This window comes from Rhizobium sp. ERR 942 (genome assembly GCF_007828395.1).
Lineage (GTDB): Bacteria > Pseudomonadota > Alphaproteobacteria > Rhizobiales > Rhizobiaceae > Rhizobium > Rhizobium dioscoreae.
Genome location: NZ_VIUA01000004.1, coordinates 330,789 through 354,177, shown reverse-complemented (window position 1 = coordinate 354,177; position 23,389 = coordinate 330,789). Strand labels below are relative to the sequence as shown.

Sequence of the window (23,389 nt, the reverse complement as noted above, 5' to 3'; positions counted from 1 at the left end):
GGCCTACCAATTGCGGAACCGGGAAGGCGGCCTGTAGAGGCCGCCAGAGGCGAGCATCAGATCCTTGATGGAATGCGCGGCCAGCAGACTGCGATCGGCATCCAGGGGATCAATTCCAAGGTCTTCGGGACGCTGGATGACTTTGCGCTGACGCAGGTGCTCCACCATCTTGCGGTCTCGGGCGCGACCGACTTCGGTGTAACCGGCCACGCCGCGGACCGCCTGTTCCCGCTCGTCCCTGTCGCGACACAACAGCAGATTGGCGATCCCCTCTTCGGTCACGATATGGGTCACGTCGTCACCGTAAACCATCACGGGAGCCAGATCGAGCTGTAGCTTGTCGGCCAGATCCAGGGCGGCCAGACGCTCGACGAACATCGGCACCATGCCATCGCCGAAGGTTTCGCCGATCTGAACGACCAGCTTGCGCCCCCGGCGCAGGGCAGGGGTGGCAGCGGAGGGATCGGCTTCCCGGCCGGCACGCAGCCAGGCTTCGCTCGGATGGCGCCGACCTCGTGCGTCCGATCCCATATTGGGGGCGCCGCCGAAACCGGCGACCCTGCTGCCGGTCACGGTCGAACTGTTGCCGGCAAGGTCGATCTGCAAGGTCGAGCCGATGAACATGTCGCAGGCATAGAGTCCGGCGGTCTGGCAGAAGGCGCGGTTGGAACGTAGCGAGCCGTCAGGCCCGGTGAAAAAAATGTCGGGGCGAGCCCGCATATAGTCTTCCATACCCACTTCGGAGCCGAAGGAATGGATCTGCTCCACCCATCCGGCTTCGATGGCGGGGATCAAGGTGGGATGAGGGTTCAGTGCCCAATGCGTGCAGACCTTGCCCTTCAATCCCAGCCGCTCACCGTAAGTCGGCAGCAGCAGCTCGATGGCCGCCGTATTGAAGCCGATGCCATGGTTCAGGCGGCGCACGCCATAGGGCATATAGAGCCCCTTGATCGCCAGCATGGCGGTCAGGATTTGCGTTTCGGTAATCGCCGCCGGATCGCGGGTGAACAGCGGCTCCACATAGAAGGGTCGCTTGGCATCCACGACGAAATGAACCTGGTCGGCGGGAATGTCGACGCGCGGCACGCGGTCGACGATCTCGCCCACCTGCGCGACGACCAGCCCCTTGCCGAAGCTCGTCGCCTCCACGACCGTTGGCGTGTCTTCCGTATTCGGCCCGGTATAGAGATTTCCCTCTCTGTCCGCGCTGACCGCGGCGATGAGCGCCACCTTTGGCGTCAGATCAATAAAATAGCGGGCGAAGAGTTCCAGATAGGTATGGACCGCACCCAGTTCGATCTGGCCGCCGAACATCATGCGCGCAATACGAGCTGACTGCGGGCCGGAATAGGAAAAATCGAGCCTTCGGGCGATGCCGCTTTCGAAAATGTCGAGATGCTCCGGCAGGACCACACCCGACTGTACCATATGCAGGTCGTGTATCTTGGCGACATCGACCTTGGACAGCGCCTTGGCCAAAAGGTCCGCCTGCTTCTGGTTGTCACCTTCGAGGCAGACGCGATCTCCAGGCTTCAGGATCGCTTCCAGGAAAGCGACGAGCTGCTGCGGGTCGACGAGCTTGCCGGCAGAGAAACGCTGGCCGGCCTCGAGACGCGCCAGCCTGTCGCGACCTTTCGTATTCCAATCAAGCATTTGATAGCCCTATGTATGCGCAAGAGCGTGTTTCCGGAAATATAATGTACACACAATTGCGAAAACTGCAACAAAGTGTATTTTAAAATCGTCGTGCGGTCTATCCGTATGCATAGGAGGAGGAAAAATGGTGAACTCGTATTTCTATCGAAGCGCATGCGGGGAGGATCGCTCATGATGATCTCTGGTGTCGCGATGCTTGCCCTTTGCACCCTCTTGGGAAGCGTCCTCGGTGATCTCCTGGGGGTAGCGCTGGGCGTGAAGGCGAATGTCGGCGGTGTCGGCATTGCCATGATCCTGCTTATCGCCACGCGGCTTTGGCTGAGTAGGCGGGGCTTGTTGACGCTGCCGCTCAAACTCGGTGTCGAGTTCTGGGGCGCTCTCTACATCCCGATCGTCGTCGCCATGGCAGCGCAGCAAAACGTGTTGGTGGCCGCGCGCAGCGGTCCGCTGGTGCTGATCGCCGGTATCGTGACGGTTTTCGTTTGTTTCGCGACCGTCGCCCTGATGAGTCGCATCGGCGAGAGAGGCGAAACGATGGACGAAATCGAAGCGAGGGCCAGGGGTGAGCTTGCCACCTCCGGCAATCCGATCTGAGGGAGGCCGCCATGGAGATCTTGAAACACGGCTTGACCGCCAACAGCCTGCTTACCGCATTCGCCATCGTCGGATTGGTCATGTGGCTGTCGAACGCCATTTCGAAACATGTCCTGTTCGGCCGCGTCCACGGCTCGGCCATCGCGATCGTTCTGGGGCTCGCCGCCGCCTTCGCGGCTGGTCTGTGGACCGGAGGCGAAAAAGGGGTGGTGGATATTCCAATCCTTAGTGGCATCGGCCTCATGGGCGGAGCCATGCTGCGCGATTTCGCCATCGTCGCCACGGCCTTCGAGGTCGATGTCGGCCAAGCACGCAAGGCTGGCGCTGTCGGTGCGCTTGCCCTTGGCCTCGGCACGGTTCTTCCGTTCATTGTCGGCTCGTTGCTCGCCGTCGCTTTCGGCTATACGGATGCGGTATCCATAACGACGATCGGCGCCGGTGCCGTTACCTACATCGTGGGACCTGTGACGGGTGCCGCTCTGGGCGCAAGCTCGGCCGTGATCGCGCTGTCGATTGCGACCGGTGTTTTCAAGGCGGTCCTTGTCATGGTCGGAACACCGATCGTGGCCAAGGCGATCGGTCTCGACAATCCCCGCAGCGCTATGGTGTTCGGCGGCCTGATGGGAACCGTCAGCGGCGTGTGCGGCGGCCTGGCGGCGACCGATCGCCGTCTCGTCCCCTATGGCGCACTGACGGCGACGTTTCACACGGGGCTGGGCTGCCTTGTAGCGCCTTCGATCCTTTATCTCGCCGTCAGGGCGATTGCAGGGGGCTGAAACAAAATGGGGAAAGCCGGTCGAACCGGTGCAGAAAAAGGCTTTTAGATGCCGCATCCTGCACGGGATCGCCGGTACGATTTGGGCGCCCGGCTATACCCCGATGCTTGCCGATCCAGCCGTCGTCGATGGCCTCCTCGCCAGCAGGCAAAACGGGCCGAATGCGGCACCATGCTTCATATCGATTGCTATCTGTCGAATTGGATGATGTAAAACTGAATGGTTGCCCGCCAAATCGGAAACAAGGTTTGACATGACGGAATTTGACGAAGCTGGATCGATCGGTCAGCGCATTAAACTGGTGCTGATGGATGAGATTTCCTCCGGCGCTATAAGGCCCGGCACAAGCCTGGACGAGGCAACGCTCAGCAGCCGCTTCGGCGCTTCCCGCACGCCGGTAAGGGATGCTTTACGTCAGTTGGAGGCGATCGGGCTCGTCGAGATTCGTCCGCGGCGAGGCGCAACCGTCCTGCCGCTGACCTTGCCGCGGCTGATGGAGATGTTCGAAGTAACCGCCGAGATGGAATGCATGTGCGTCCGTCTGGCGACCCATCGGATAACGGGCGTGGAGCGCGCGGTTCTGACCGAAATTCATGAGCGTTCCGAACTCGCGGCGAAGGCAGACGACTTTGAACAGTATGACAAGCTCAATTTGTCCTTCCACGAAACGCTATATCGCGGTGCGCATAACGAGTTTCTGTTTGATGAATTGATGAGGCTGCGGGCAAGACTGCTGCCATTCCGCAGGACTCAGCTGCGGCAACCGAAGCGATTGACGGCTTCATTCCTTGAGCACGAGGCGATCCTGCGCGCCATGATCCGGGGCGATGCGACGGAAGCGGCCCTAGTCATGCGCGAACATATGCTGAATGCGGCCTTGGCATTGGCGCGCTACATGGAAATCGACGAGGCAGCGGAATGAACAGCCGAACGATTCCACCGTCGCGCAAGCTGTCCGGATCTCAGGATGCATCCGGCAGGCTACAACCTATCCCAATCTGATCCCGCCCTAAAGCTCGGATCAATCACAGGAATTGCTGCCGCTGCGGCTGATTGATTTTAGCGGGCTGAGCAGCATCCGAGCCGCCTCCCAAGTCCGCTGCGGCTTCTCGATTGGCCTGACCGCCCTCCGGCACCGATAACAGCGCCTTGGTCGGATCGTTGGTGTTTGACTTCAGCCTCTTTCGCGAAGGGCATCGATGACGACGGAGAATGCGCGAAGATTCTGTCGGCGGCTGGGATAATAGAGGTAGTAGCCCGCGAATTTCGGACACCAGTCGTCGAGGACAAGTTGAAGTCGCCCCGCCTCCAGATGGTGCTCGACATAGCTTTCCGGAACGTAGGCAATTCCGTGTCCGTCGAGAGCGGCCGATATCATCTCGCGATCGGTATTAAACGTGAGCTGGCCCTCGACCCTGACCCGGATCTCCTCTCCGTCCTTTTCGAACTCCCAGGCATAGAGACCGCCGATGCGGCCGAGGCGTCGACGAATGCAGTTGTGACGCATCAGCTCCTGTGGGGTCAGCGGTGCTGATCGGGTTCTAAAGTACTCTGGCGAGCCGACCGCCACCAGCCTCCAGTCGGGGCCGATGCGTACCGCGATCATGTCCTTCTCGAGGCTTTCGCCAAGCCTGACGCCGGCATCGAACCCGTCCTCGACGATGTTGCGGAAGCTGCCATCGACGCTGAGTTCAAGCTTGATATCAGGGTAATCGGCAAGGATGGACGACAATTTCGGCCACACGACACTTTCCATGGCGTGGTTGGAAAGCGTGATCCTGACGGTTCCTGCCGGGCGTTCCCGATAGACGGTCAAGGCTTCGATGTCCGCTTCGATCTCGGCGATGCGAGGCGACAGGGACTGTTGGAGCCGTTCGCCCGCCTCCGTCAGTCCAACGCTTCTCGTCGTGCGCGCCAGCAGGCGCATGCCAAGACGTTCTTCAAGTTTCTTCACCGCATGACTGAGCGTCGATTGGGATGTGCCCAGCTTTGCGGCCGCTTTCGTGAAGCTCCGTTCCTCGGCGACGGCCAGGAACACCAGCAGTTCGTTGAAATTTTCCCGTGGCATGAGCTTGTCTTATCCCATAATCGCGGGCCGAATTAATATCAATTTTCGATAGGTTCATGCAAATTACCCCATCTAATCCGATTTATCGAGCGATGCTATGTATTCTCCCGAATGCGAAACGGACAGGCGCAACGCGCCCCGACGGGAGACCGGGCCATGCTCGCGACAATCCTTCATCAATCCCGGAAAGGTCTTCGATCTGGCGGTTCCGCTTGCCGATGTCGCGCATGGTTACAAGGCCATGGATGAGTGCCGGGCCATCAGGGCACTGCTCGGGATGTGAGGAGCAGGCCATGAAGAAAAGGCAATTCATCGCCGCGACGAGCGCCCCTGCCACCATCAAGACTTTCCGCTGAACAGCGCGTTCAGGCAACTTTGGACAATTGTTATGGAAACCACCTATGACCGCGCCGTCGAGCGTGCGGCCAGCCCATGGGCCGCGATCATCTGCATGACGCTGATGACCTTTACCCTCGTCGCTTCCGAGTTTCTTCCCGTCAGCCTGCTAACCCCGATCGCAGAGGAGCTTGGCATTACCGCGGGGCAGGCGGGGCAGGCGATTTCCGTTTCCGGATTTTTCGCGGTCGTCACCAGCCTGTTCAGCAACACGGTGCTGTGGCGGCTGGATCGGCGAACGGTGGTCCTGTCCTATACGATCGTGATGGTGCTCTCGGGTCTGGCGATCACATTCGCGCCCAACTATCTCGTCTTCATGCTCGGCCGCGCGCTGATCGGCATCGCGATCGGCGGTTTCTGGTCGCTGTCCACCTCTATCGTCGCGCGCATCGCTGCCGAACAGGACATTCCAAAGGCCCTCGCCATGCTGCAGGGCGGTACTGCTTTGGCCACGGTCATCGCTCAGCCGTTGGGAAGCTTCCTCGGCGGATTGATAGGCTGGCGCGGTGCCTTCTTCATCGTCGTTCCGGTCGGCATCATCGCCTTCGTCTGGCAAATCTTCGCCTTGCCGCGAATACCCGGCGGTTCGAAGAATGACGGGGGCGGTCCGCTCGGGTTGCTGCGAAACCGCGTCTTGGCAATCAGCATGGCCGCCATGTCCTTCTTCTTCATGGGCCAATTCGCGCTATCGACCTATCTTCGACCGCTCCTTGGAGATGTGACGAGGCTTGATGTGAACGAGCTGTCGGTCGTGCTCCTCGGCATCGGCGTGTTCGGCCTGCTAGGCACGTCCTTGATCGGCTTCCTGCTGCGAGCGCATCTGGATGCCGTCCTCGCCGGATTCCCCGCGGCGCTCGCCGCGATCGCTCTGCTGCTGATCCCGCTCGCACCTTCGGGTATTGCGGTCGCCGCGCTCCTCTGCCTGTTCGGGTTCTTCGCCACGCCCATTCCTGTTGCCTGGAACACATGGATGACCCGGGCCATCCCAGACAAACTCGAGGCCGGCGGCGGGCTGCTGGTGGCGCTGATCCAGGCGGCGATCACCGCCGGTGCCTTCACAGGCGGGCTGCTGTTCGACGGCGTCGGGTGGTGGAGCCCATTCGCCTATAGCGGTGTTCTGTTTCTGGCGGCCGCCATCATTGCGTTCACGGCAAGACGGTCCGAATGATCTGGGACAGATCCAGGCGCGGATAGGCCCGCGATGTGAAATGGGGTCGCGGCCCCGGCCGATAGCCTCGCAGGGCATGCCCCAGGCTGTGGTCGATATTAATCATGTCTGCAAAATATGCCTGCGGGTCAGTTCCTTGAGCATATCGACGTCGCGCTTCTCTATTGCGTCGATCATCTGCTGGTGCTCGCGGCCGGACTGCTCGATGCGGGCTCGGGTTCGCCATTGCGAGACCGGTGCCGATGAGGTGCGTTGCCGGATTTCGGTGATGAGTTCGACAAGCTCCTGATTTCCTGCAAGTACCAGCAGGTAGCGGTGAAAAGCGAGATTGGCTTCGTAAAGCTCGAGCATGGTGCCATTGAGCACCAGATCATCGAAGCGCGAAGCCAGCGCGCGCAAATTGCCAATATCCGCATCGCCGGCATTGGCGACGATGCGATCGCTGATCGCCACTTCGAGGATCACGCGGATATCGCTTACTTCCTGGGCGCGGCGCCCGTCCTGCTCGTGCACGTGATAGCCGCGATTGGGAATGTGCTCGACAAGCCGCTTCTGCACGAGGCGGTCGAGCGCCCGTCGCACCTGCGGCCTCGTACAACTGTACCGACGCTCCAGATCGATCTGCTTCAGCCATGTTCCGGGCGGGAGCCTGCCCGCGAGGATGTCCTGGAGAATGAGCTCGGTCACGTCGGGCGCCTCTCCTCCGTGCGACGGCGCCGCCGCTTCAGCTTCCAGCGAGTTCATGCAGCTCTCCCAGACCTTCCCAAGTTGGCGATGACTATCATAGGTCCACATTTTTCAACACGGCGCGCGCTATGGCTGCCGAAAAAATATTCATGCTCATCTCTTGCGCATCCGCTCTTATTGGCACATAAATTGGTACCAATTTAGTATCCATTATATGAGGCGGATGGCAAGTCCATGCAAAATTCCGATGCGGTCTGGGACATTGTCGAAAGGAAAAGCGCGGAATTCTTCGCGCTCAGCGATCGGATCTGGGACATTCCTGAAACGAACTACCTGGAATACAGATCCGCCGAAGAACATGCCGCGATGCTTGGGCGTCAGGGGTTTCGTGTCGAGCGCGGCATCGCCGGCCTGCCGACGGCTGTCATGGGCGAAGCGGGCGAGGATGGTCCGGTCATCGCGATCCTCGGCGAGTTCGATGCGCTGCCCGGATTGAGCCAGGAAGCCGGTGTCGCGGAAGAGCGGCCTCTGGTCGATGGCGGCAATGGCCATGGCTGCGGCCATAACATGCTGGGCGCCGGCTCGATGCTCGCGGCGGCCGCGGTCAAGGATTTCCTCGCAGAAAACGGCCTGAAGGGCAGGGTGCGCTATTACGGTTGCCCGGCCGAGGAGGGTGGATCCTCCAAGGGCTTCATGGTTCGTGCTGGCGTTTTCGATGATGTCGATATCGCGATCTCCTGGCATCCGGCGGCCTTCGCCGGCGTCAACAATCCCATTTCGCTCGCCTGCAACGAGATCAATTTCCATTTTTCCGGCCGTGCCTCGCACGCTTCTGCCACGCCTCATCTTGGCCGCAGCGCGCTGGATGCGGTCGAGCTGATGAATGTCGGTGTCAACTACATGCGCGAACACATGCCGTCGACGGCGCGCATCCACTATGCCGTCACCGATACCGGCGGCGCGGCCCCCAATGTCGTGCAGGCGCGCGCCACCGTGCGTTATCTCGTGCGGGCGCGGACCCTGCCGGAACTCCTTTCGCTGGTCGCCCGGGTCAAGAAGGTGGCCGAGGGTGCCGCCTTGATGACAGAGACGACGGTTCGCAGCGAGATCATCAGCGGCGACGCCAATCTCGTTGGCAATACACCGCTCGAGGAATGCATGTTCGCGCAGCTGAATCGGCTCGGGCCGCCCGTGTTTGACGACGCGGATCGCGAGACCGCGCTGAAGTTTCAGCAGACCTTCAGCGCGGAGGATATTGCCGCTTCCTACGGCCGATTTGCATTGAAGCCGAAGAAGGGCCAGGCGCTCTGTGAGGAAATCTTTCCGTTGAACGGCGGCGATGGCACCCTGGTCGGCTCGACCGATGTCGGAACGGTCAGCTGGGTCGTCCCGACCGTGCAGATGCGCGGCGCCACCTATGCGATCGGCACGCCCGGCCACTCCTGGCAGCTCGTCGCGCAGGGCAAGCTGCCTGTCGCTCACAAGGGCACCGAACATGCCGCCAAGGTGATGGCGAGCACGGCCGTCGAACTCATCCGCAATCCCGCGCTCATCGCGGCCGCCAAGGAAGATCACAAAGCACGCCTCGAAGGTACGCCCTTCGTCAACCCGATCCCGGACGATGTCGAGCCGCCGCTGCCGGAGAAGGCCAATGGCTGAGGCCGGTCTGAAGCCCGATCGCGCGCGCTTGATGGCGCATATCGGTGAATTCGCGCGCCGAGTAAAGCTTTCGGGCACGGCCGAAGAGCTGGAAAGCTTCCGCTATCTCCAGGCTGAGATGGACGGCTTTGGCTATCGCACGCGGCTTCTGTCGCACGATGCCTTCATCAGCTTGCCACGTGCCGCCACGGTTGAGATCGATGGCGAGAACCTTCGTTGCATCACGCATTCCATGTCGATCTCGACACCAGCCGCGGGAGTAACCGGCAATCTCATCCATGTCGGCGAGGGAACCGAAGCCGATTTCGCCGGCAAGGATATCGCCGGCAAGATCGTCCTGGTCGATGGTATCGCGACCGAAGAAGTGGCCGCGCTTGCGAGTGCTTTCGGCGCGCTCGGCGAACTTCACATCAGTCCGAACGAGCATCTCTATGAGATGTGCGTCTCCCCGGTCTGGGGCAGCCCGTCGCAACACACGCGCGACAGGCTGCCGACGACCGTCATCTGCTCGATCGCTAAGGATGATGGCGGCCGCCTGCGTGAAAGGCTTGCGCGCGGAGAGGCGGTGACTGCAACGCTTTGCGCGGAGGTGGACACGGGTTGGCGCAAGACGCCGTTGCTTGTTGCCGAGCTTCAACCGAAAGGCGACGATGGACCTTTCGTCCTGTTTTCCGGCCATCATGACACCTGGCATTTCGGGGTCATGGACAATGGCGGCGCCAATGCGACGATGCTCGAGGCGGCGCGCCTGCTCGCGCTTCGTGCCTCGGAATGGCGCAGGGGCTTGCGCATATGCTTCTGGTCCGGTCATTCCCATGGCCGCTACTCCGGCTCAGCTTGGTACGCCGACGAGTATTTCGACGAACTCGATCGCCGCTGCGCCGTCCATGTCAATGTCGATTCCACCGGCGGCGAGGGTGCTACCGTCCTCACCAATTCCGGTGTGATCGACGAACTCAGGCCCTTGGCTGCGGATGTGATCGAGCGTGTGACCGGACAGAAACACGCCGGCAGGCGTCATGGCCGCGCCGCGGATCAGTCCTTCTGGGGCATCGGTATTCCCTCGATGTTCGGCAGCCTCAGCCATCAGCCGCCGGGACCCGTCAAGATGCTGACGGCGCTTGGATGGTGGTGGCATACGCCGCACGACACCGCCGAACATATCGATCCGGACAATCTTTGCCGGGACACGGCGATTGTTCTCGAAGTTCTCTGGCGGCTGCTGACTTTGCCCGTCTTGCCGCTGGATTACACTCAATATGCCGCCTCCCTCGACGAGCAGATTGGGCAATTGCAGGCAGCGCTTGCCGGCCGTCTCGATATCTCCGGCTTGTCCCGGGCCATAGAAGACTTGCGCGTCAACGCAAATTCGCTTCTGCAGGTGAGGGATCCCAAGCCGGAACGAGCGGCGCGGATCGATGCCTCGCTGATGCATGCAGGGCGGCATCTGGTGCCGCTGAACTATACGAGCGGCGAACGCTTCCATCCTGATTCCGCGCTGCCGCACGTCGCCTGGCCCTCTCTGGAAGGGCTGCGCTCGCTGGCGAGACTGGATGAGGGCGCGCAGGATACCGCTTTCTACGTCGTTCACGCGCGTCAGACGAGAAATCGCATCGCTTACGCGCTGCGGGAGGCCAATGCCGCCCTGCGAGCGGCTCTGGAGAACTGACGCCGAGAATACCGGATCTGACAAAAGGCCGCTTAGGCGGCCGAAAAGGGGAACGAAGATGAAAAACAGAAAAATGCTTGCCGCCGTATTCGGCATGATTGCCTCCCTTGCTCCGCTGACCGCCGGCGCCAAAGACTGGACGCAGGTGAAGGTCGGCATCGAAGGCGCGTTCCCGCCGTGGAACCTGATGGATTCAAGCGGCAAGCTTGCCGGCTTCGACGTCGATCTCATCAACGATCTCTGCAAGCGCGCCAAGGTCGATTGCGAGTTGATCGCCGGCGAATGGAACGCGATGATCCCAAGCCTGAATGCCGGCAAATTCGATCTGGTGATGACGCTCGGCATCAACGATAAGCGCAAACAGGTGGTCGATTTCACCGTACCCTATGCGAGCGGTGTCGCAAGCTTCCTGCTCGTGAAGGATGGATCGGTTTCACCTCTCCCGATGACGGGTGAGCGGCTCAATCTCAACGACAAGGCGAAAGCGGATCCGGTGATGGCGGAGATCGGCAAGGCCTTGAAGGGCAAGACGGTCGGTGTCGTCCAGTCGACCAGCCAGGAGCAGCTGATCAATTCCTATTTCGGATCCGATGTGACGGTGCGTGCCTATAAGAACTCCGGAGAGCGCGATCTTGATCTCAAGGCAGGCCGCATCGATGCCGGCTTCGACAGCGGCGTCTATGAAACCTCCGTACTCGCCAAACCCGGCAACGACGATCTGATGATGTCCGGCCCCCTGGTGAAGGGTGCGATGTTGGCAACGGAGGTCGCTCTCGGCATGCGCAAGGGCGAGACCGATCTGAAGGCGAAATTCGACGATGCCATCAAGCAAGCGGCCAAGGATGGCACGATCAAGCAGCTCTCGGAAAAATGGAGCAAGATCGACCTGACGCCGACCTTCGAGGCCAATTGAGCGCGTCCCGCATCCACCGTTCCCGGCCGAGGCTAAGACCATGACTTCCCCTGCGCACATCCATTCTTTCAGGTCAAGCGGATGAACCAGCCAACCCTATTCGAGCTTGCTGGCTTCGGTCCGGATGGCTGGGGTCATGCTCTCCTGGCCGGCGCCTGGATGACCATTCTTGTCGCGATTTCCGGCTATGCAGTCGGCGCCTGCATCGGAACGCTCGGCGCGTGGGGCAAGATCGCCGGCAACCGGATTGCACGCGCCACGGCGGATGCCTATACGACGGTTCTTCGCGGCATCCCCGATCTGCTGGTCATCTATCTCTTTTACTTCGGCGGCAGCGCGGTCGTCACGGCCATCGGTAAGATGTTCGGAGCGGAGGGCTTCCTCGGTTTTCCGGGTTTCCTCGCCGGTTCCCTGGCCGTCGGCGTCACGTCCGGTGCGCAGTTCACGGAGGTGCTGCGCGGCGGGTTCAAGGCCGTGCATCCCGGTGAGATCGAGGCCGCCATCGCCTGCGGAATGCCGCGCTGGCTGCGCCTGCGCCGGATTATCGCGCCGCTGACCTTGCGTCATGCGCTGCCGGGGCTCGGTAACGTCTGGCAGGTTGTTCTCAAGGAGTCGGCGCTGGTCTCGATCACTGGCGTCGCCGAATTGCTGCGTCAGGCGCAGGTCGGCGCGGGCTCCACGGGACTGCCGTTCGATTTCTACCTGATCGCAGGGGTGATCTATCTGATGATCTCGACCCTATCCAGCCTGATCATCCAGCAAGCAGAGCGCCATCTGTCGCGCGGTGTGAGGAAACGCTGATGGATTGGCAATTCCTTGAAGAGACTTTCGTGAGCCTTGTCGCGGCGATTCCGTTGACGATCGAACTCGCGGTGACGTCGATCTGCCTCGGCGCCATCCTCGCATTGCTTCTGGCGCTTGCTCGCCTATCGGGCGTCACCGTCCTCGACTGGTTTGCCCGGCTCTACGTTTTCGTCTTTCGCGGCACGCCGTTGCTCGTCCAGATCTTCCTGATCTACTACGGTCTCGGCCAGTTCCCCGTCATCCGTCACAGCATTTTCTGGCCATTTCTGCGCGATCCCTATTGGTGCGCCGTCCTGGCGCTGACACTGAATACCGCGGCCTACGCCAGCGAAATCATCCGCGGCGGTCTGCTCTCGGTGCCGCATGGGCAGGTGGAGGCTGCGCGCGCCTGCGGCATGCATCGACTCATGATGTTCCGGCGCATCATCCTGCCGCTTGCCATCCGTCAGGCGCTGCCGGGCTACGGCAACGAGATGATCTCGATGGTGAAGGCGACATCGCTTGCCTCGATCATCACGCTGATGGAAGTCACGGGCGTCGCGGCGAAGATCATTTCGGAGACCTACCGCGCCATCGAGGTCTTCGTCGTTTCAGGTGCCATCTACCTGGCGATCAACTTCGTGCTGACACGCCTCATCCAGTTTGCCGAGTATCGGCTGAGCCCGCATCTGCGCCCGCCCGTGCCGGTGACGCACGATACCGCCGCCGGGGCGGCCCCCGTAGGAGATCCGCGATGACTGCCACGCCAATCGCACTCAGCGTGCGCGACATGCACAAGAGCTTTGGACCGATCGAGGTGCTCAAGGGTATCTCGCTCGATGCGCTGGAAGGCGACGTCGTCTCGATTCTCGGTTCTTCAGGCTCCGGAAAATCGACATTCCTGCGATGCATCAATTTGCTGGAGACGCCCGATTCCGGTGAGGTGACCGTGGCGGGCGAAACGATCCGCATGCAGCGCACAGCCCGCGGCGCCCATCGTCCAGCCGATGGAAGGCAGGTCGATCGCATCCGTTCCCAACTCGGCATGGTGTTCCAGAGCTTCAATCTCTGGTCCCACAAGACGGTGCTCGAGAACGTGATCGAGGCGCCCGTCCACGTCCAGGGCCGTTCGCGCGCCGAATGCATCGAGGAAGCGGAAGCGCTGCTCGCCAAGGTCGGCATCGCCGACAAGCGCAATTTCTACCCGGCTCATCTTTCGGGGGGCCAGCAACAGCGCGCGGCCATCGCGCGCGCCCTCGCCATGCATCCGAAGGTCATGCTGTTCGATGAACCGACATCGGCGCTCGACCCCGAGCTCGTGGGCGAGGTCCTGAGGGTCATGCGCGCGCTCGCCGAGGAGGGACGCACCATGCTCGTCGTTACGCATGAGATGGGCTTTGCGCGCGATGTCTCGAGCCGCGTCATCTTCCTGCACAAGGGCGTCGTCGAGGAAGACGGCAAGCCGCAGGATGTCTTTGCCGGTTCACGTTCCGAGCGCTTCCGCCAGTTCATCAGCCAATAATTTCAAGTTCAATCACAATGGGGAACTCGATCATGAAATACCTGACCGGACTTCTAACCGCGCTCATAATGGTCGCCACGTTCGCGACGGCGAGCGTCGTGCGCGCCGAGGACAAAAAGTGGACGCATGTCACCATCGCGACCGAAGGCGCTTTTCGTCCATGGAATTTCACCAAGGCGGACGGCAGCCTGGACGGATATGAGATCGAACTGATCAAATATCTCTGCGATCACATGAAAGTCGAATGCACGACCGTCATCCAGCCCTTCGACGGCATGATCCCGGCACTCAATGCGGGTAAATTCGACGCGATCATTTCCGGCATGTCGGCGACCGCCAAGCGGGAGGAGGTCATTGCCTTTAGCGATTCCTACGGCACCACCGGCCAGACGTTCGCAACCCTGAAGGATTCCCCGCTTGCCGATCTTCCCATGAAGGGCCAGGTGTTTTCCCTCGCGACGGATGAAGCCGGCGCGGTCAAGGCGCTGAAGGAACTCGAACCGATGCTCAAGGGCAAGACGATCGGCGTGCAGACGGCATCGATCGCGGCAACCTTCCTCGACAAATATCTGAAGGGCGTCGCCGATATTCGCGAATACAAGACCACCGAGCAGCATGACCTCGACCTGAAGGCCGGCCGCGTCGATCTCATCATGGCGTCGATGGCCTATCTGTCGACGGCCGCGGCAAAACCCGGCAATGAAGATATGACCGTGACCGGACCGCGCTTCCAAGGCGGCCTCCTCGGCCGGGGCAGTTCCGTCGGTCTGCGCAAGGACGACACCCAGCTGAAGGCGATGTTCAACGATGCGATCGCGGCGGCAAAAGCCGACGGTACGATCGCGAAGCTGTCTCAGAAATGGTTCGGCTTCGACGTGACCCCGAAGTAAATCCAGAGCGAGGCTAAACGGTCGCCCCCGCTGCATGCCTTTGATCGTGCCGGGCAACCGCAGCGAAATGCTCTTTCAAACCTGTCATCCCGATGACGCGCAGGTCATCGGGATGATCTGGATGGCCGGCTCAGGCGCGTCGGCGAGATTTGCCTGGGTGCCAAGGCGATTATTTGGCCGTCAGGCGGCGTTATTGCAGTCGGATCGAGCTAGGCGTTCTCGATCGTCCTTGCATTGACGGAATGGAATTCCCGAATTGCACGACTGCTGTGCAACCACACCGGACAGCTTGGTCTACCATCACCCTTCCGATCGGTTGAAATAAGTCCGGTGTCGGCAATCCATCTATCTTCGCCGATCAGTCCACGCTCAGAACGATTTTTCCTTGGACGTGCTCGCTTTCCAGGGTTCGTTGAGCGTCTGCGGCCATATCAAGCGGAAAAACCTTGTGAAGCAGGACTTTGACCTGCCCTTGTTCTATCAGATCGACGATTTCATGAAGCTGGCCCGCATTCGGCGTGGCCATATAGCCGGCAACCCGAATATTACCGGATACGGTGTCCGGTCGTTCCGGCTCGCCTAGTGTCGACACCAGAACGCCTCCGTTCTTGATAACTTCGAACGAGCGCTTTTGTGTTTCACCCCCGACAAGGTCGAAGGCCATATCGACGGGATCGAGCATATCCTCGAAACGTTCGGACTTGTAGTCGATGACCTGATCCGCGCCAAGGCGCCGGGCAAGATCGATGTCCAGCCCCGAAACAGTCGTTGCGACCCAAGCTCCCTTGGCCTTCGCGAACTGGATCGCGAAATGGCCCACGCCTCCACCCCCTCCATGGATCAGAACCCGCTGCTCGCTTCGAAGGCGGCCATGATCAAACAATCCCTGCCATGCGGTCATGGCGGCGAGCGGAATGGCCGCGGCTTCCTCGAAACTGATCGAGGATGGCATTTTCGTGAGCAACGCAGCCGGAACGGCGACATATTCCTCGTAGCCGCCCCGCTTCGTGTCGAGAAACGCGATTACGCGATCGCCGCTGGCAAAGCCGGTTGCTTGGCGACCAAGAGCCTCGACAGTGCCCGCGAGATCGCGTCCGGGAACGATCGGCAGGTCATCTTGCTTGACCGCAGGATAGCCACCCTTGCGGATCTTCCAATCGACAGGATTGACACTTGCCGCCGCGACCCTGACCAAAATCTCGTTTTCACCGGGGGAGGGACGTTCGATCTGGTCAAGCCGCAAGACATCTGCATCGCCGAACTCATGCATTCTAATGGCCATCATCTTGGGCATTTTAAACCGCCTTTCCAGGATCATGGCTGTCGCCGGCGTAAGACCGCCGCCGACATCACGACCGATTGATGAATTTATTGAAGCGACTTTCGCGACCGTCCTCCGTCTCTTCCTGATGGAGGAACGCCAACTTGTTAGCGTCGAAGATCCGGAAGAATTCGTCCCAGCCGATTTCTTCGAAGTTTTGCTCGGGCTCACCAAAATCGATCCGCAAAAGGCCGCCATTTCCGCCGGCGCTTTTCACACGTGATGGACGGCCGTCTCTTGCTTCCACCCATTTACGGATTGTTTCATGGTCCGTGGTTGTTTCCGATGCGGACATGACGTCATTCCTTCGATAATTGCTGGTTCAGGTCTGCGAATGCGCTCCACCGGGTCTGGAGATTTCGGCGAGCGCGGGACCGGCGGACCCATCAGCCATGGAAACGGCGAGATCTCCGAGCGAGAGTATGCCGACCAGCCGCTTGTCTCGGTTGAGCACCGGCAGCCGCCGCACCTGGATGTTCCCCAGGTTTGTCATCACATCGTCGACATCATCGTCTTCGAAGCAGTATTTAACTTCTGCCGACATCACGTCACCGATCCTGGTGTCGGGTCCCTTGCCGCGTGCGACCGCGCGGACTGTAATGTCGCGATCCGTGATCATGCCCACGAGCTTGTCGTTCTCGCCGACAGGAAGAACGCCGGCATCCAGATCGGCCATCATGATCGCGGCGTCGCGAATGGAATGGTTGGGATTTGCGACGCGCACGTCGCGCGTCATTGCTGCGTTCACTTGCATGTCTCTGTCCTCCTTGAAAGAAAGACCCCAACTCGCGTGGGCATCCAGAGTTCCTTCATTGGAGCAAAAGCAGCTGAAAAATGTATCGCCGACTGCCAAAGCGGAACTTTCAGCCATGCCTCCTGAGCTTGCGCCATCTTCGGCGAGCCACCACCGCGCGCTCAACCTGCACGCGCTTCTCCGCAATAAATTATCCAGAGGGAACTTTCGATTTCCTGGTCGATTAGATCGCCGACGCCGTCCAAGCTTTAGAAATCCGCATTCAACATCAAGGAGCAAGTCAATGGATGATGATGAAGCCAAGCGCCGCGAGCGAGCTTATAGGATCTGGGAGGAAGAAGGGCGGCCCGACGGACGCGATCTCGATCATTGGCAACGGGCCGAAGAGCAGCACCAAGAGACGGAACGCGAAGCCGAAACATCTCCGGTCTCTAAAGGCAAAGGGAAAAAAGCAGCCTATGGGCGTCCTATTCGTGAATAACGCTCCGTAAGTCTGCCGGGGTCTGTGTGAGGATTGTCGAGGAATTCGGTTGACCAGACGTCCGGAACAGGCCCGCAACGCCTGATCGACTTGCCGCCCACAAAAACGTCAAGGAGACATCCATCATGAGCTGGACTGGGATTTGGCGCAATCAATATGGCTCGACGGTCAAGATCACCGACGAGCAGGATGGTTTAATCAGAGGGACATTCAAGACCGCGCTGCAAGACAGTGTCTTTTTTGGCTCCGAGTTGCCGGTGGCTGGCGTTTGGTTCGATGATTGCATAAATTTCGCTTTTGGAATGGCGGGCGAAGGTTCGACCTCCATCTGCTCATTCACCGGAATGTTGCGCGAGAAAAAGCTCCAGACGATCTGGCATGTTGTGACCAGCAAGAAGCCCGAGCAATCCGGTAGGGCGCGAAAGCTCGGTTGGGCTCATTCCGTGCAAACCAACGCCGATACGTTCGAGCAAATATCCTAGTGTGCGCCGCGGAGTGTCGGTTCCAGCCGGACGTTGCGTATCAGCATCCCAAGAGCGAAGGGAGTTGATGCGCTATCCTCCCTCCAGTCCGACCCGCCCACGGCTTAGAGCCTGAGCTTAATTCAGCCGCAGCAAGAGGTCGTTGTATTTCGATTTTCTTCCATGAGCCATCGATTGCGCGACTTATAGCTCGCTGGCCGGGCGCCGGCTCGATCATGTATCCAATCGGCCTTTGTAGCCTGTGGCATCGGACTCCGGCCCACATTTGCGGTCTTTTACGAGTAAGGACCCTTTTCCCACGCGTGCAATACAATCCTCGCGGTTGGTTCTCCGTATCAGCGCTTGCCCTAAACGACGGGCTGGCGATAGAAGCTCACCGACGCGCTTTAAAGGCGGGATGAATTCGGAGCCATACGCCATCTCAGTGGCTCGCGAACCCTACCAGAAACCGCTCGGATCGTTGTCCCGTAATGGGCGCCCACGAGCTTCATCATTTTGCCGCTCATGAATGGAGTCCGACGGAAACAAAGCCGTTCCGCGTGTAATGCGCAATCAGCCTTAAGTTGGAGAGAGCGAGCGATAGAGTCCGATGTTCGCCACGCCTCGGTCTCTTCCGACGCTGACAATCGTCTCAGAGACCCTCTTGCCGATTTCCGTATCCGGCCTCGTTGCGGCGAACCGCGAACATGTGCGGATACATGCTCGCCGGTTTCCTTCTCTCTCCGACCGTGGCGCAATTAGGTGGTCCGTTCCGCCGCGCGGGGACGCCACTTGATCAGGCGAGCTTCGACGAAATCCAGGACGAGATCGATCAATAGGACGAACACCGCCAGGATGAAGATGCCCGCGAAGACGCCGACGGCATCGAAGTTACCTTCCGCCTGCGCGATGAGGTATCCCAGGCCGGCCGACGCACCCAGATATTCACCGATGATGGCGCCGACGACCGCGAACCCCACGGATGTTCGAAGCGAAGACAGAATCCAGCTCGCCGCGGCCGGGAAATAGACGTGACGCAGGAGCTCGGACTTCTTCGCGCCGAGGATACGGGCGTTCGACAGCACGACGGGGTTGACTTCACGCACGCCCTGCATCGCGTTGAAAAAGGTCACGAAGAACACGAGCGTGACAGCGAGCGCCACCTTGGACCAAAGCCCCAGACCGAGCCAAAGGACAAAGATCGGAGCAAGGACCACGCGCGGAATGGCGTTCAGGCCTTTGATGAATGGATCCAGGATTCGGGCAGCCGAGCGCGACAGGCCGAGCCATACGCCTGCGGCCACGCCGAGAGCCGTGCCGATAACGTAGCCGAGCACTGTTTCGGTCAAGGTAATGGTCACATGCTTGAAGAAGCTGGGATCGGCAACCCATGCGAACACCTGCTTTATGATATCGACGGGCGAGGGAAAGAAGAAGACATCGACCACGCCGAGGTTCACGCCGATCTCCCAACCGCCGACGATCACCAGCAGCAATGCCAGTTGGGTAAGTCTCTCAGTCATGGCGTTCATAGCTTTTCTCCACTTCACCGCGCAGGGAAGCCCAAATATTGCGATAGAGGTCAGTAAAACGGGGATCGAGCTTGATCTCCGCGACATCGCGAGGACGCTCCAGATCGACAGGGAAACTGTCGATGACGCGCGACCGGGGACCTGACGCCAGAACCACGACACGATCCCCCAGGGCAATCGCTTCCTCGAGATCATGCGTAATCAGAACCACAGCCCGCCGCTCTTCCTGCCACAGGCGAAGCAGTTCATTTTGCATGAGATGCCGGGTATGAATGTCCAAGGCGGAGAATGGCTCGTCCATGAGGATGACTTTCGGCCCCGTTATCAGCGCCTGCGCCATTTGCACACGCTTACGCTGGCCGCCGGAAAGCTGATGCGGATAGCGGTCCTCAAAGCCTTTAAGACCGACCTTGGCCAGCCATTTGAGGGCCCGCTCCCGGCGCTCGCCAGCGCCGACACCTTGGAACAAGGGGCCTAGTTCCACGTTCTCGATCGCGGTTTTCCAAGGGAATAGCGCGTCCTGCTGAAATAGATAGCCGATGTTATTCTGGACGCCCGAGACCACGCCGCCATCAATCGAGACCGAGCCCTTTGCCGGCTTGAGAAGGCCGGCGATCGCATTCAGGATCGTGCTTTTGCCACAGCCGGTCGGCCCCACGATGGCGACGAATTCGCCATCGGCCACCGTCAGATTTACATCCTGGACCGCGACGAAGGAGCCAAAGGACATGGTGACATTTTCGATTGCCACCATTGCCTTGGACGCCGCCGCTGCATGAGGTGTCTGTGTTGCCGGCTTTAAGGCTGTCACGGACATCTTAACCTCCCTTAGTTCGATGCCGTCGCCGGCACCTTCGCTACAAATTCGTTGGTATAGGTCTTGGAAAGGTCGATCTTGGTAGCCTTGACCTTGTCGTTGAACGACGTCAGGACATCGAGAGGCGTCTTGATATCTTTTTCGTCGAGCAGCCCGTCCGTGGAAAAGATCTGCCGCGCGTTTTCAACTGCCTTGATATACGTCTCCTTGTCGCCCGAAATGAATTCCGGCGGAAGCTTTTCGACAATCTCCGCGGCGCTATGCGTCTTCATCCATTGAAGCGCCTTTACCGTTGCATTGGTGACCTTCTGAATGGTCTCCGGATTCTTGGAGATGTAGTCCTGCGTGGCGTAAAGGACCGATGTCGGATAGATGCCGCCATAGATTTCCTTGGCGCCATCGTCGTTGCGGGCATCGATCAGGATCTTTCCGACGCCCTTCTCGACAACGAACGTCGCCGCGGGATCATAATTGACGAGCAGGTCGATCTTGCCCTGCTGAAGAGCCGCCACTGCCGCAGCGCCTGATCCGACGCCGATGATCGAAACGTCGTTCGCCGAGAGCTTATGCCGCTGAAGATAGTAGCGAATGAAGAAATCCGAGGATGAGCCCGGAGCGGTGATTCCGATCTTGGCGCCCTTGATTGTTTCCGGATTTTTCGGATCGAATTTCGCGTCCTTGCCGCCGGCCAGAACGAGCCCGGAATTGCGCCCAAGCTCCACGAAGGCGACAACGTGCTTGTTCTGCGACTGCATCTGAATCGTATGGTCGTAAAAGCCGACAGCAACGTCCGTCGAGCCGGCAACCAGGGCCTGCAAGGTCTTCGATCCGCCTGACGCGAAGTTTTCAACGGTAACCTCCAGCCCTTCTTTCTCATAAAGACCCAAGCCCTGCGCGACCGGGAAAGGCAGGTTGTTGAGGTTGTAGGAACCGACGCTTATGCGAACAGGTTCCGCCAAAGCCGTTCCGGACAGCGCTACCGCTGCCGCGAGTGCGAGAATAAGCTTTTTCATTTGATCTCCTCCATTTTGGCACCCTCCCGGCACCATAGGTTGATTGATTATGCTGCACAAACCAGCGTTTTGGCAGGCTTTGCAAAGACATGGCCCTCGAACAGCCTGCGCGCCGTGCGAAGAATCCCGGCGACGAGCTTCCCATCCCGCAACTGCAACTTCACGTCCAGATGGCCGCTGGGATGTTCGATGGAAAGCACGATAGGCGGTGTTTGAACGCCGATAAGGCGGGATGCGACGGTGTTTTCGCTTACACAGGCCGTTGCGATCCCGACAGCGCCTGTCGTCGCCAGTGACGGATGGCATTCGTTCGGCATGAAGTAGCGAACGTTCAATGCGCCGCCTTGTCGGGCGGGAGAGATGAGGACCGGTTTCGGAGTGACTTGACCGCGAACGTCACCCATTCCCATTTTCTCGCCGGCGAGGATGCGAAGGTCTTCCAGCCGTTCGATCAACGAATGATTGCTGTTCAGTTCGGCAGCGCTCTCGTATCCGGTCACGCCAAGCGAGGCTGCCTCGATCAGGAGCATCGGCATCGCGCAATCGATACAGGTCACATCGATGCCGGCGATCGTCTCTGTCGATTTGCCGCTTGGAAAAAGCTCACCCGTTCGCGCACCCGCCGCATCCTTGAACGTGAGCGCGATCGGAGCGGCCTGACCGGGTACGCCGTCAATTCTCGCGTCGCCGAGATAGGCGACCGCACCATTCGGCGTCGGAACCTCGGCTTCGATCATCTTGCCGGTGTTGACGTTGAAGATCTTGACGAGGGTGGTGTCTCCCGCGACCGGGACAAGCCCCGCCTCTATCGCGAACGGCCCAACAGCCGCCAACATGTTCCCGCAATTGGGTGAGGTATCGACGATCTGCCTGTCGACACGAACCTGCGCGAACAGATAGTCCACATCAGCACCGGGCACCGTTCCCGGTCCGCAGATGGCAACTTTGCTGGTGACCGGATTTCCTCCTCCGATACCATCGATCTGAAGCGGATGCCCCGAGCCCATCACGGACAAAAGCACCTGATCCCGCTCGGCCGGGTCCTGTGGCAGGTCCGACGCCAGAAAGAACGGGCCTTTCGAGGTGCCACCCCGCATCAGGACACACGGTATGGAGAGTAAATCATTCATGCGTTTTTCTCGCCATATGATGTGATTATCGTATTAATTCGCCTTGTTATTGCTATTATGGAATTAATGATTGATATGTGAAATGCTAAAATCGAGGACATTGATACGAAATGAACATCAATTGTGAGATCCTTGACCTTAGAGCCTTCCTCGCCGTGGTCGAGCTGCAGGGCTTTCATCGCGCGGCCGATCAGCTGAACATGTCGCAACCGGCGCTCAGCCGCCGCATTCAAAAGCTGGAGCAGGCGATCGGCGCGCCGCTGCTGGAAAGGACGACGCGCCATGTCGCGGCCACCGCTCTTGGAACCGAACTCGTGCCTCTGGTGCAGCGTATGCTCGAAGAATTCGACGGTTCGCTGTTTTCGATGCGGGAACTGGGAGCCAAGCGCGGAGGCCTGGTAACGATTGCATGCCTGCCGACGGCAGCATTTTATTTCCTGCCTTCCGTCATCCGCCAGTTCAACCATGAATATCCGAATATCCGGCTTCGGATCCTCGATCTGACTGCGACCGAAGCACTTCAGGCTGTGGCGCGCGGCGAAGTCGAATTCGGAATCAATATCATGGGAAGCTCGGACAGCGATCTGGTCTTCGAGAGGCTAGCGGAAGACCCGTTTGTCCTGGCGGCCAAGCGGGACCATCCGCTAGCGGAAAAGAAAGAGGTCCGATGGCAGGATCTCGAGCCTTATCCCCTCATTACGGTTCATCGCTCGAGCGCCAACAGGACTTTGCTCGATGCCGCTCTGGCCAGATCCAACATCAAGCTCAACTGGTTTTACGAAGTGACCCATCTTTCCACATCGCTCGGCCTAGTGGAGGCGGGGCTCGGGATTTCCGTGCTGCCGAAAATGGCGACCCCCCAGGGAGAACATCCCTTCCTGATCACGCGTCCCATCAGAAACCCCGAGATCTCGCGCACCATCGGCATTGTGCGCCGCCGCGGAGGCACCTTGTCCCCCGCTGCAGAGCATTTCATGCGCATGCTGATCGGGGCGTGGCGACAGATTTAGGGCACTTCTCTATTCCGCGTGTTAAGGTCAAGCGCTGGTAGCGGCTCGGTGCAGTTCGAACGTGTCCGGGTCGAGGCACACAAAACTCT

General features: G+C 59.7%; 25 protein-coding genes. 15 read left to right on the top strand and 10 right to left on the bottom strand.

Annotated features, from left to right (window positions below; all coding sequences use genetic code 11):
• Positions 1-3: 3 nt before the first annotated feature.
• Positions 4-1,653: a malonate decarboxylase subunit alpha gene (gene mdcA, locus FBZ97_RS18530; RefSeq protein WP_113353360.1), complete on the bottom strand. Its 1,650-nt coding sequence runs from the start codon at positions 1,651-1,653 to the stop codon at positions 4-6.
• Between the two features lie 174 nt (positions 1,654-1,827).
• Between mdcA and madL the strand changes: the two genes are divergently transcribed.
• The 3 genes from madL to FBZ97_RS18515 all read left to right on the top strand — a co-directional run bounded on the left by madL (position 1,828) and on the right by FBZ97_RS18515 (position 3,948).
• Positions 1,828-2,250, top strand: coding sequence for a malonate transporter subunit MadL (madL, locus tag FBZ97_RS18525; RefSeq protein ID WP_145321305.1), 423 nt, complete (start codon positions 1,828-1,830; stop codon positions 2,248-2,250).
• Positions 2,251-2,261: 11 nt separating this feature from the next.
• Positions 2,262-3,026, top strand: coding sequence for a malonate transporter subunit MadM (madM, locus tag FBZ97_RS18520; protein WP_145321307.1), 765 nt, complete (start codon positions 2,262-2,264; stop codon positions 3,024-3,026).
• A gap of 253 nt (positions 3,027-3,279) precedes the next feature.
• A complete protein-coding gene (locus tag FBZ97_RS18515; protein WP_069614115.1) occupies positions 3,280-3,948 on the top strand; it encodes a GntR family transcriptional regulator in 669 nt (222 codons plus the stop codon).
• 252 nt (positions 3,949-4,200) lie between these two features.
• Here the strand turns inward: FBZ97_RS18515 and FBZ97_RS18510 are convergent, their stop codons facing one another.
• Positions 4,201-5,094 (bottom strand): LysR family transcriptional regulator, encoded by an 894-nt coding sequence (locus FBZ97_RS18510; RefSeq protein ID WP_145321310.1) that lies wholly within the window; start codon positions 5,092-5,094, stop codon positions 4,201-4,203.
• 97 nt (positions 5,095-5,191) lie between these two features.
• Here FBZ97_RS18510 and FBZ97_RS18505 point away from each other — a divergent pair, with 97 nt between their 5' ends.
• Complete coding sequence (locus FBZ97_RS18505) at positions 5,192-5,377, top strand: hypothetical protein (RefSeq protein ID WP_197044215.1); 186 nt, start codon at positions 5,192-5,194, stop codon at positions 5,375-5,377.
• A gap of 105 nt (positions 5,378-5,482) precedes the next feature.
• Positions 5,483-6,658 carry an MFS transporter gene (locus FBZ97_RS18500; protein WP_113353355.1) on the top strand — a complete coding sequence of 392 codons (1,176 nt, stop codon included), beginning with the start codon at positions 5,483-5,485 and terminating at the stop codon, positions 6,656-6,658.
• Between the two features lie 102 nt (positions 6,659-6,760).
• Here FBZ97_RS18500 and FBZ97_RS18495 read toward each other — a convergent pair whose 3' ends face one another.
• The gene (locus FBZ97_RS18495; RefSeq protein WP_113353354.1) at positions 6,761-7,402 is read right to left on the bottom strand and encodes a GntR family transcriptional regulator; all 642 of its coding nucleotides are present in this window, start codon (positions 7,400-7,402) and stop codon (positions 6,761-6,763) included.
• A gap of 177 nt (positions 7,403-7,579) precedes the next feature.
• Here FBZ97_RS18495 and FBZ97_RS18490 point away from each other — a divergent pair, with 177 nt between their 5' ends.
• The 7 genes from FBZ97_RS18490 (at position 7,580) to FBZ97_RS18460 (ending at position 14,781) form a co-directional block, all read left to right on the top strand.
• Positions 7,580-9,004 carry a M20 family metallopeptidase gene (locus FBZ97_RS18490; RefSeq protein ID WP_113353353.1) on the top strand — a complete coding sequence of 475 codons (1,425 nt, stop codon included), beginning with the start codon at positions 7,580-7,582 and terminating at the stop codon, positions 9,002-9,004.
• Positions 8,997-10,673: a M28 family peptidase gene (locus FBZ97_RS18485; RefSeq protein ID WP_113353352.1), complete on the top strand. Its 1,677-nt coding sequence runs from the start codon at positions 8,997-8,999 to the stop codon at positions 10,671-10,673. The genes FBZ97_RS18490 and FBZ97_RS18485 overlap by 8 nt, the downstream gene beginning before the upstream one ends.
• Positions 10,674-10,731: 58 nt before the next feature.
• Positions 10,732-11,586: a transporter substrate-binding domain-containing protein gene (locus FBZ97_RS18480; protein WP_145321312.1), complete on the top strand. Its 855-nt coding sequence runs from the start codon at positions 10,732-10,734 to the stop codon at positions 11,584-11,586.
• A gap of 81 nt (positions 11,587-11,667) precedes the next feature.
• Positions 11,668-12,387, top strand: a complete 720-nt coding sequence (locus FBZ97_RS18475; RefSeq protein WP_112721666.1) for an ABC transporter permease subunit — start codon at positions 11,668-11,670, stop codon at positions 12,385-12,387.
• Entirely contained in the window at positions 12,387-13,127 is a 741-nt protein-coding gene (locus tag FBZ97_RS18470) for an ABC transporter permease (protein WP_113331783.1), read from the top strand. Before FBZ97_RS18475 ends, FBZ97_RS18470 begins: the two co-directional genes overlap by 1 nt.
• Positions 13,124-13,891 carry an ATP-binding cassette domain-containing protein gene (locus tag FBZ97_RS18465; protein ID WP_113353350.1) on the top strand — a complete coding sequence of 256 codons (768 nt, stop codon included), beginning with the start codon at positions 13,124-13,126 and terminating at the stop codon, positions 13,889-13,891. Before FBZ97_RS18470 ends, FBZ97_RS18465 begins: the two co-directional genes overlap by 4 nt.
• 32 nt (positions 13,892-13,923) lie before the next feature.
• Complete coding sequence (locus FBZ97_RS18460; RefSeq protein WP_113353349.1) at positions 13,924-14,781, top strand: transporter substrate-binding domain-containing protein; 858 nt, start codon at positions 13,924-13,926, stop codon at positions 14,779-14,781.
• A 358-nt stretch (positions 14,782-15,139) separates the two neighbouring features.
• Here FBZ97_RS18460 and FBZ97_RS18455 read toward each other — a convergent pair whose 3' ends face one another.
• Genes FBZ97_RS18455 through FBZ97_RS18445 form a run of 3 tightly spaced genes read right to left on the bottom strand, consistent with a single transcriptional unit; the run spans position 15,140 to position 16,856 of the window.
• On the bottom strand, positions 15,140-16,075 hold the full coding sequence (locus FBZ97_RS18455) for an NADP-dependent oxidoreductase (RefSeq protein WP_246661800.1): 936 nt from the start codon (positions 16,073-16,075) through the stop codon (positions 15,140-15,142).
• 55 nt (positions 16,076-16,130) lie between these two features.
• On the bottom strand, positions 16,131-16,397 hold the full coding sequence (locus FBZ97_RS18450; RefSeq protein WP_145321314.1) for a hypothetical protein: 267 nt from the start codon (positions 16,395-16,397) through the stop codon (positions 16,131-16,133).
• A gap of 27 nt (positions 16,398-16,424) precedes the next feature.
• The gene (locus FBZ97_RS18445; protein ID WP_113331865.1) at positions 16,425-16,856 is read right to left on the bottom strand and encodes a CBS domain-containing protein; all 432 of its coding nucleotides are present in this window, start codon (positions 16,854-16,856) and stop codon (positions 16,425-16,427) included.
• Between the two features lie 283 nt (positions 16,857-17,139).
• On the opposite strand from FBZ97_RS18445, the gene FBZ97_RS34750 reads away from it, so the two are divergent.
• Together FBZ97_RS34750 and FBZ97_RS18435 are read left to right on the top strand one after the other, a co-directional pair.
• Positions 17,140-17,337: a DUF2934 domain-containing protein gene (locus tag FBZ97_RS34750; RefSeq protein ID WP_113353347.1), complete on the top strand. Its 198-nt coding sequence runs from the start codon at positions 17,140-17,142 to the stop codon at positions 17,335-17,337.
• Between the two features lie 125 nt (positions 17,338-17,462).
• On the top strand, positions 17,463-17,819 hold the full coding sequence (locus FBZ97_RS18435; RefSeq protein WP_113353346.1) for an avidin/streptavidin family protein: 357 nt from the start codon (positions 17,463-17,465) through the stop codon (positions 17,817-17,819).
• 737 nt (positions 17,820-18,556) lie between these two features.
• Here the strand turns inward: FBZ97_RS18435 and FBZ97_RS18430 are convergent.
• The 4 genes from FBZ97_RS18430 to FBZ97_RS18415 all read right to left on the bottom strand — a co-directional run bounded on the left by FBZ97_RS18430 (position 18,557) and on the right by FBZ97_RS18415 (position 22,290).
• Positions 18,557-19,330, bottom strand: a complete 774-nt coding sequence (locus tag FBZ97_RS18430) for an ABC transporter permease (protein ID WP_113331803.1) — start codon at positions 19,328-19,330, stop codon at positions 18,557-18,559.
• Positions 19,314-20,084 carry an ABC transporter ATP-binding protein gene (locus FBZ97_RS18425; RefSeq protein WP_173002534.1) on the bottom strand — a complete coding sequence of 257 codons (771 nt, stop codon included), beginning with the start codon at positions 20,082-20,084 and terminating at the stop codon, positions 19,314-19,316. Before FBZ97_RS18425 ends, FBZ97_RS18430 begins: the two co-directional genes overlap by 17 nt.
• Positions 20,085-20,158: 74 nt before the next feature.
• Positions 20,159-21,160: an ABC transporter substrate-binding protein gene (locus FBZ97_RS18420; protein WP_145321316.1), complete on the bottom strand. Its 1,002-nt coding sequence runs from the start codon at positions 21,158-21,160 to the stop codon at positions 20,159-20,161.
• A gap of 47 nt (positions 21,161-21,207) precedes the next feature.
• Complete coding sequence (locus FBZ97_RS18415) at positions 21,208-22,290, bottom strand: 4-oxalomesaconate tautomerase (RefSeq protein ID WP_113353343.1); 1,083 nt, start codon at positions 22,288-22,290, stop codon at positions 21,208-21,210.
• A 110-nt stretch (positions 22,291-22,400) separates the two neighbouring features.
• Between FBZ97_RS18415 and FBZ97_RS18410 the strand changes: the two genes are divergently transcribed.
• A complete protein-coding gene (locus FBZ97_RS18410; RefSeq protein WP_113331799.1) occupies positions 22,401-23,300 on the top strand; it encodes a LysR family transcriptional regulator in 900 nt (299 codons plus the stop codon).
• Positions 23,301-23,389 lie beyond the last annotated feature (89 nt).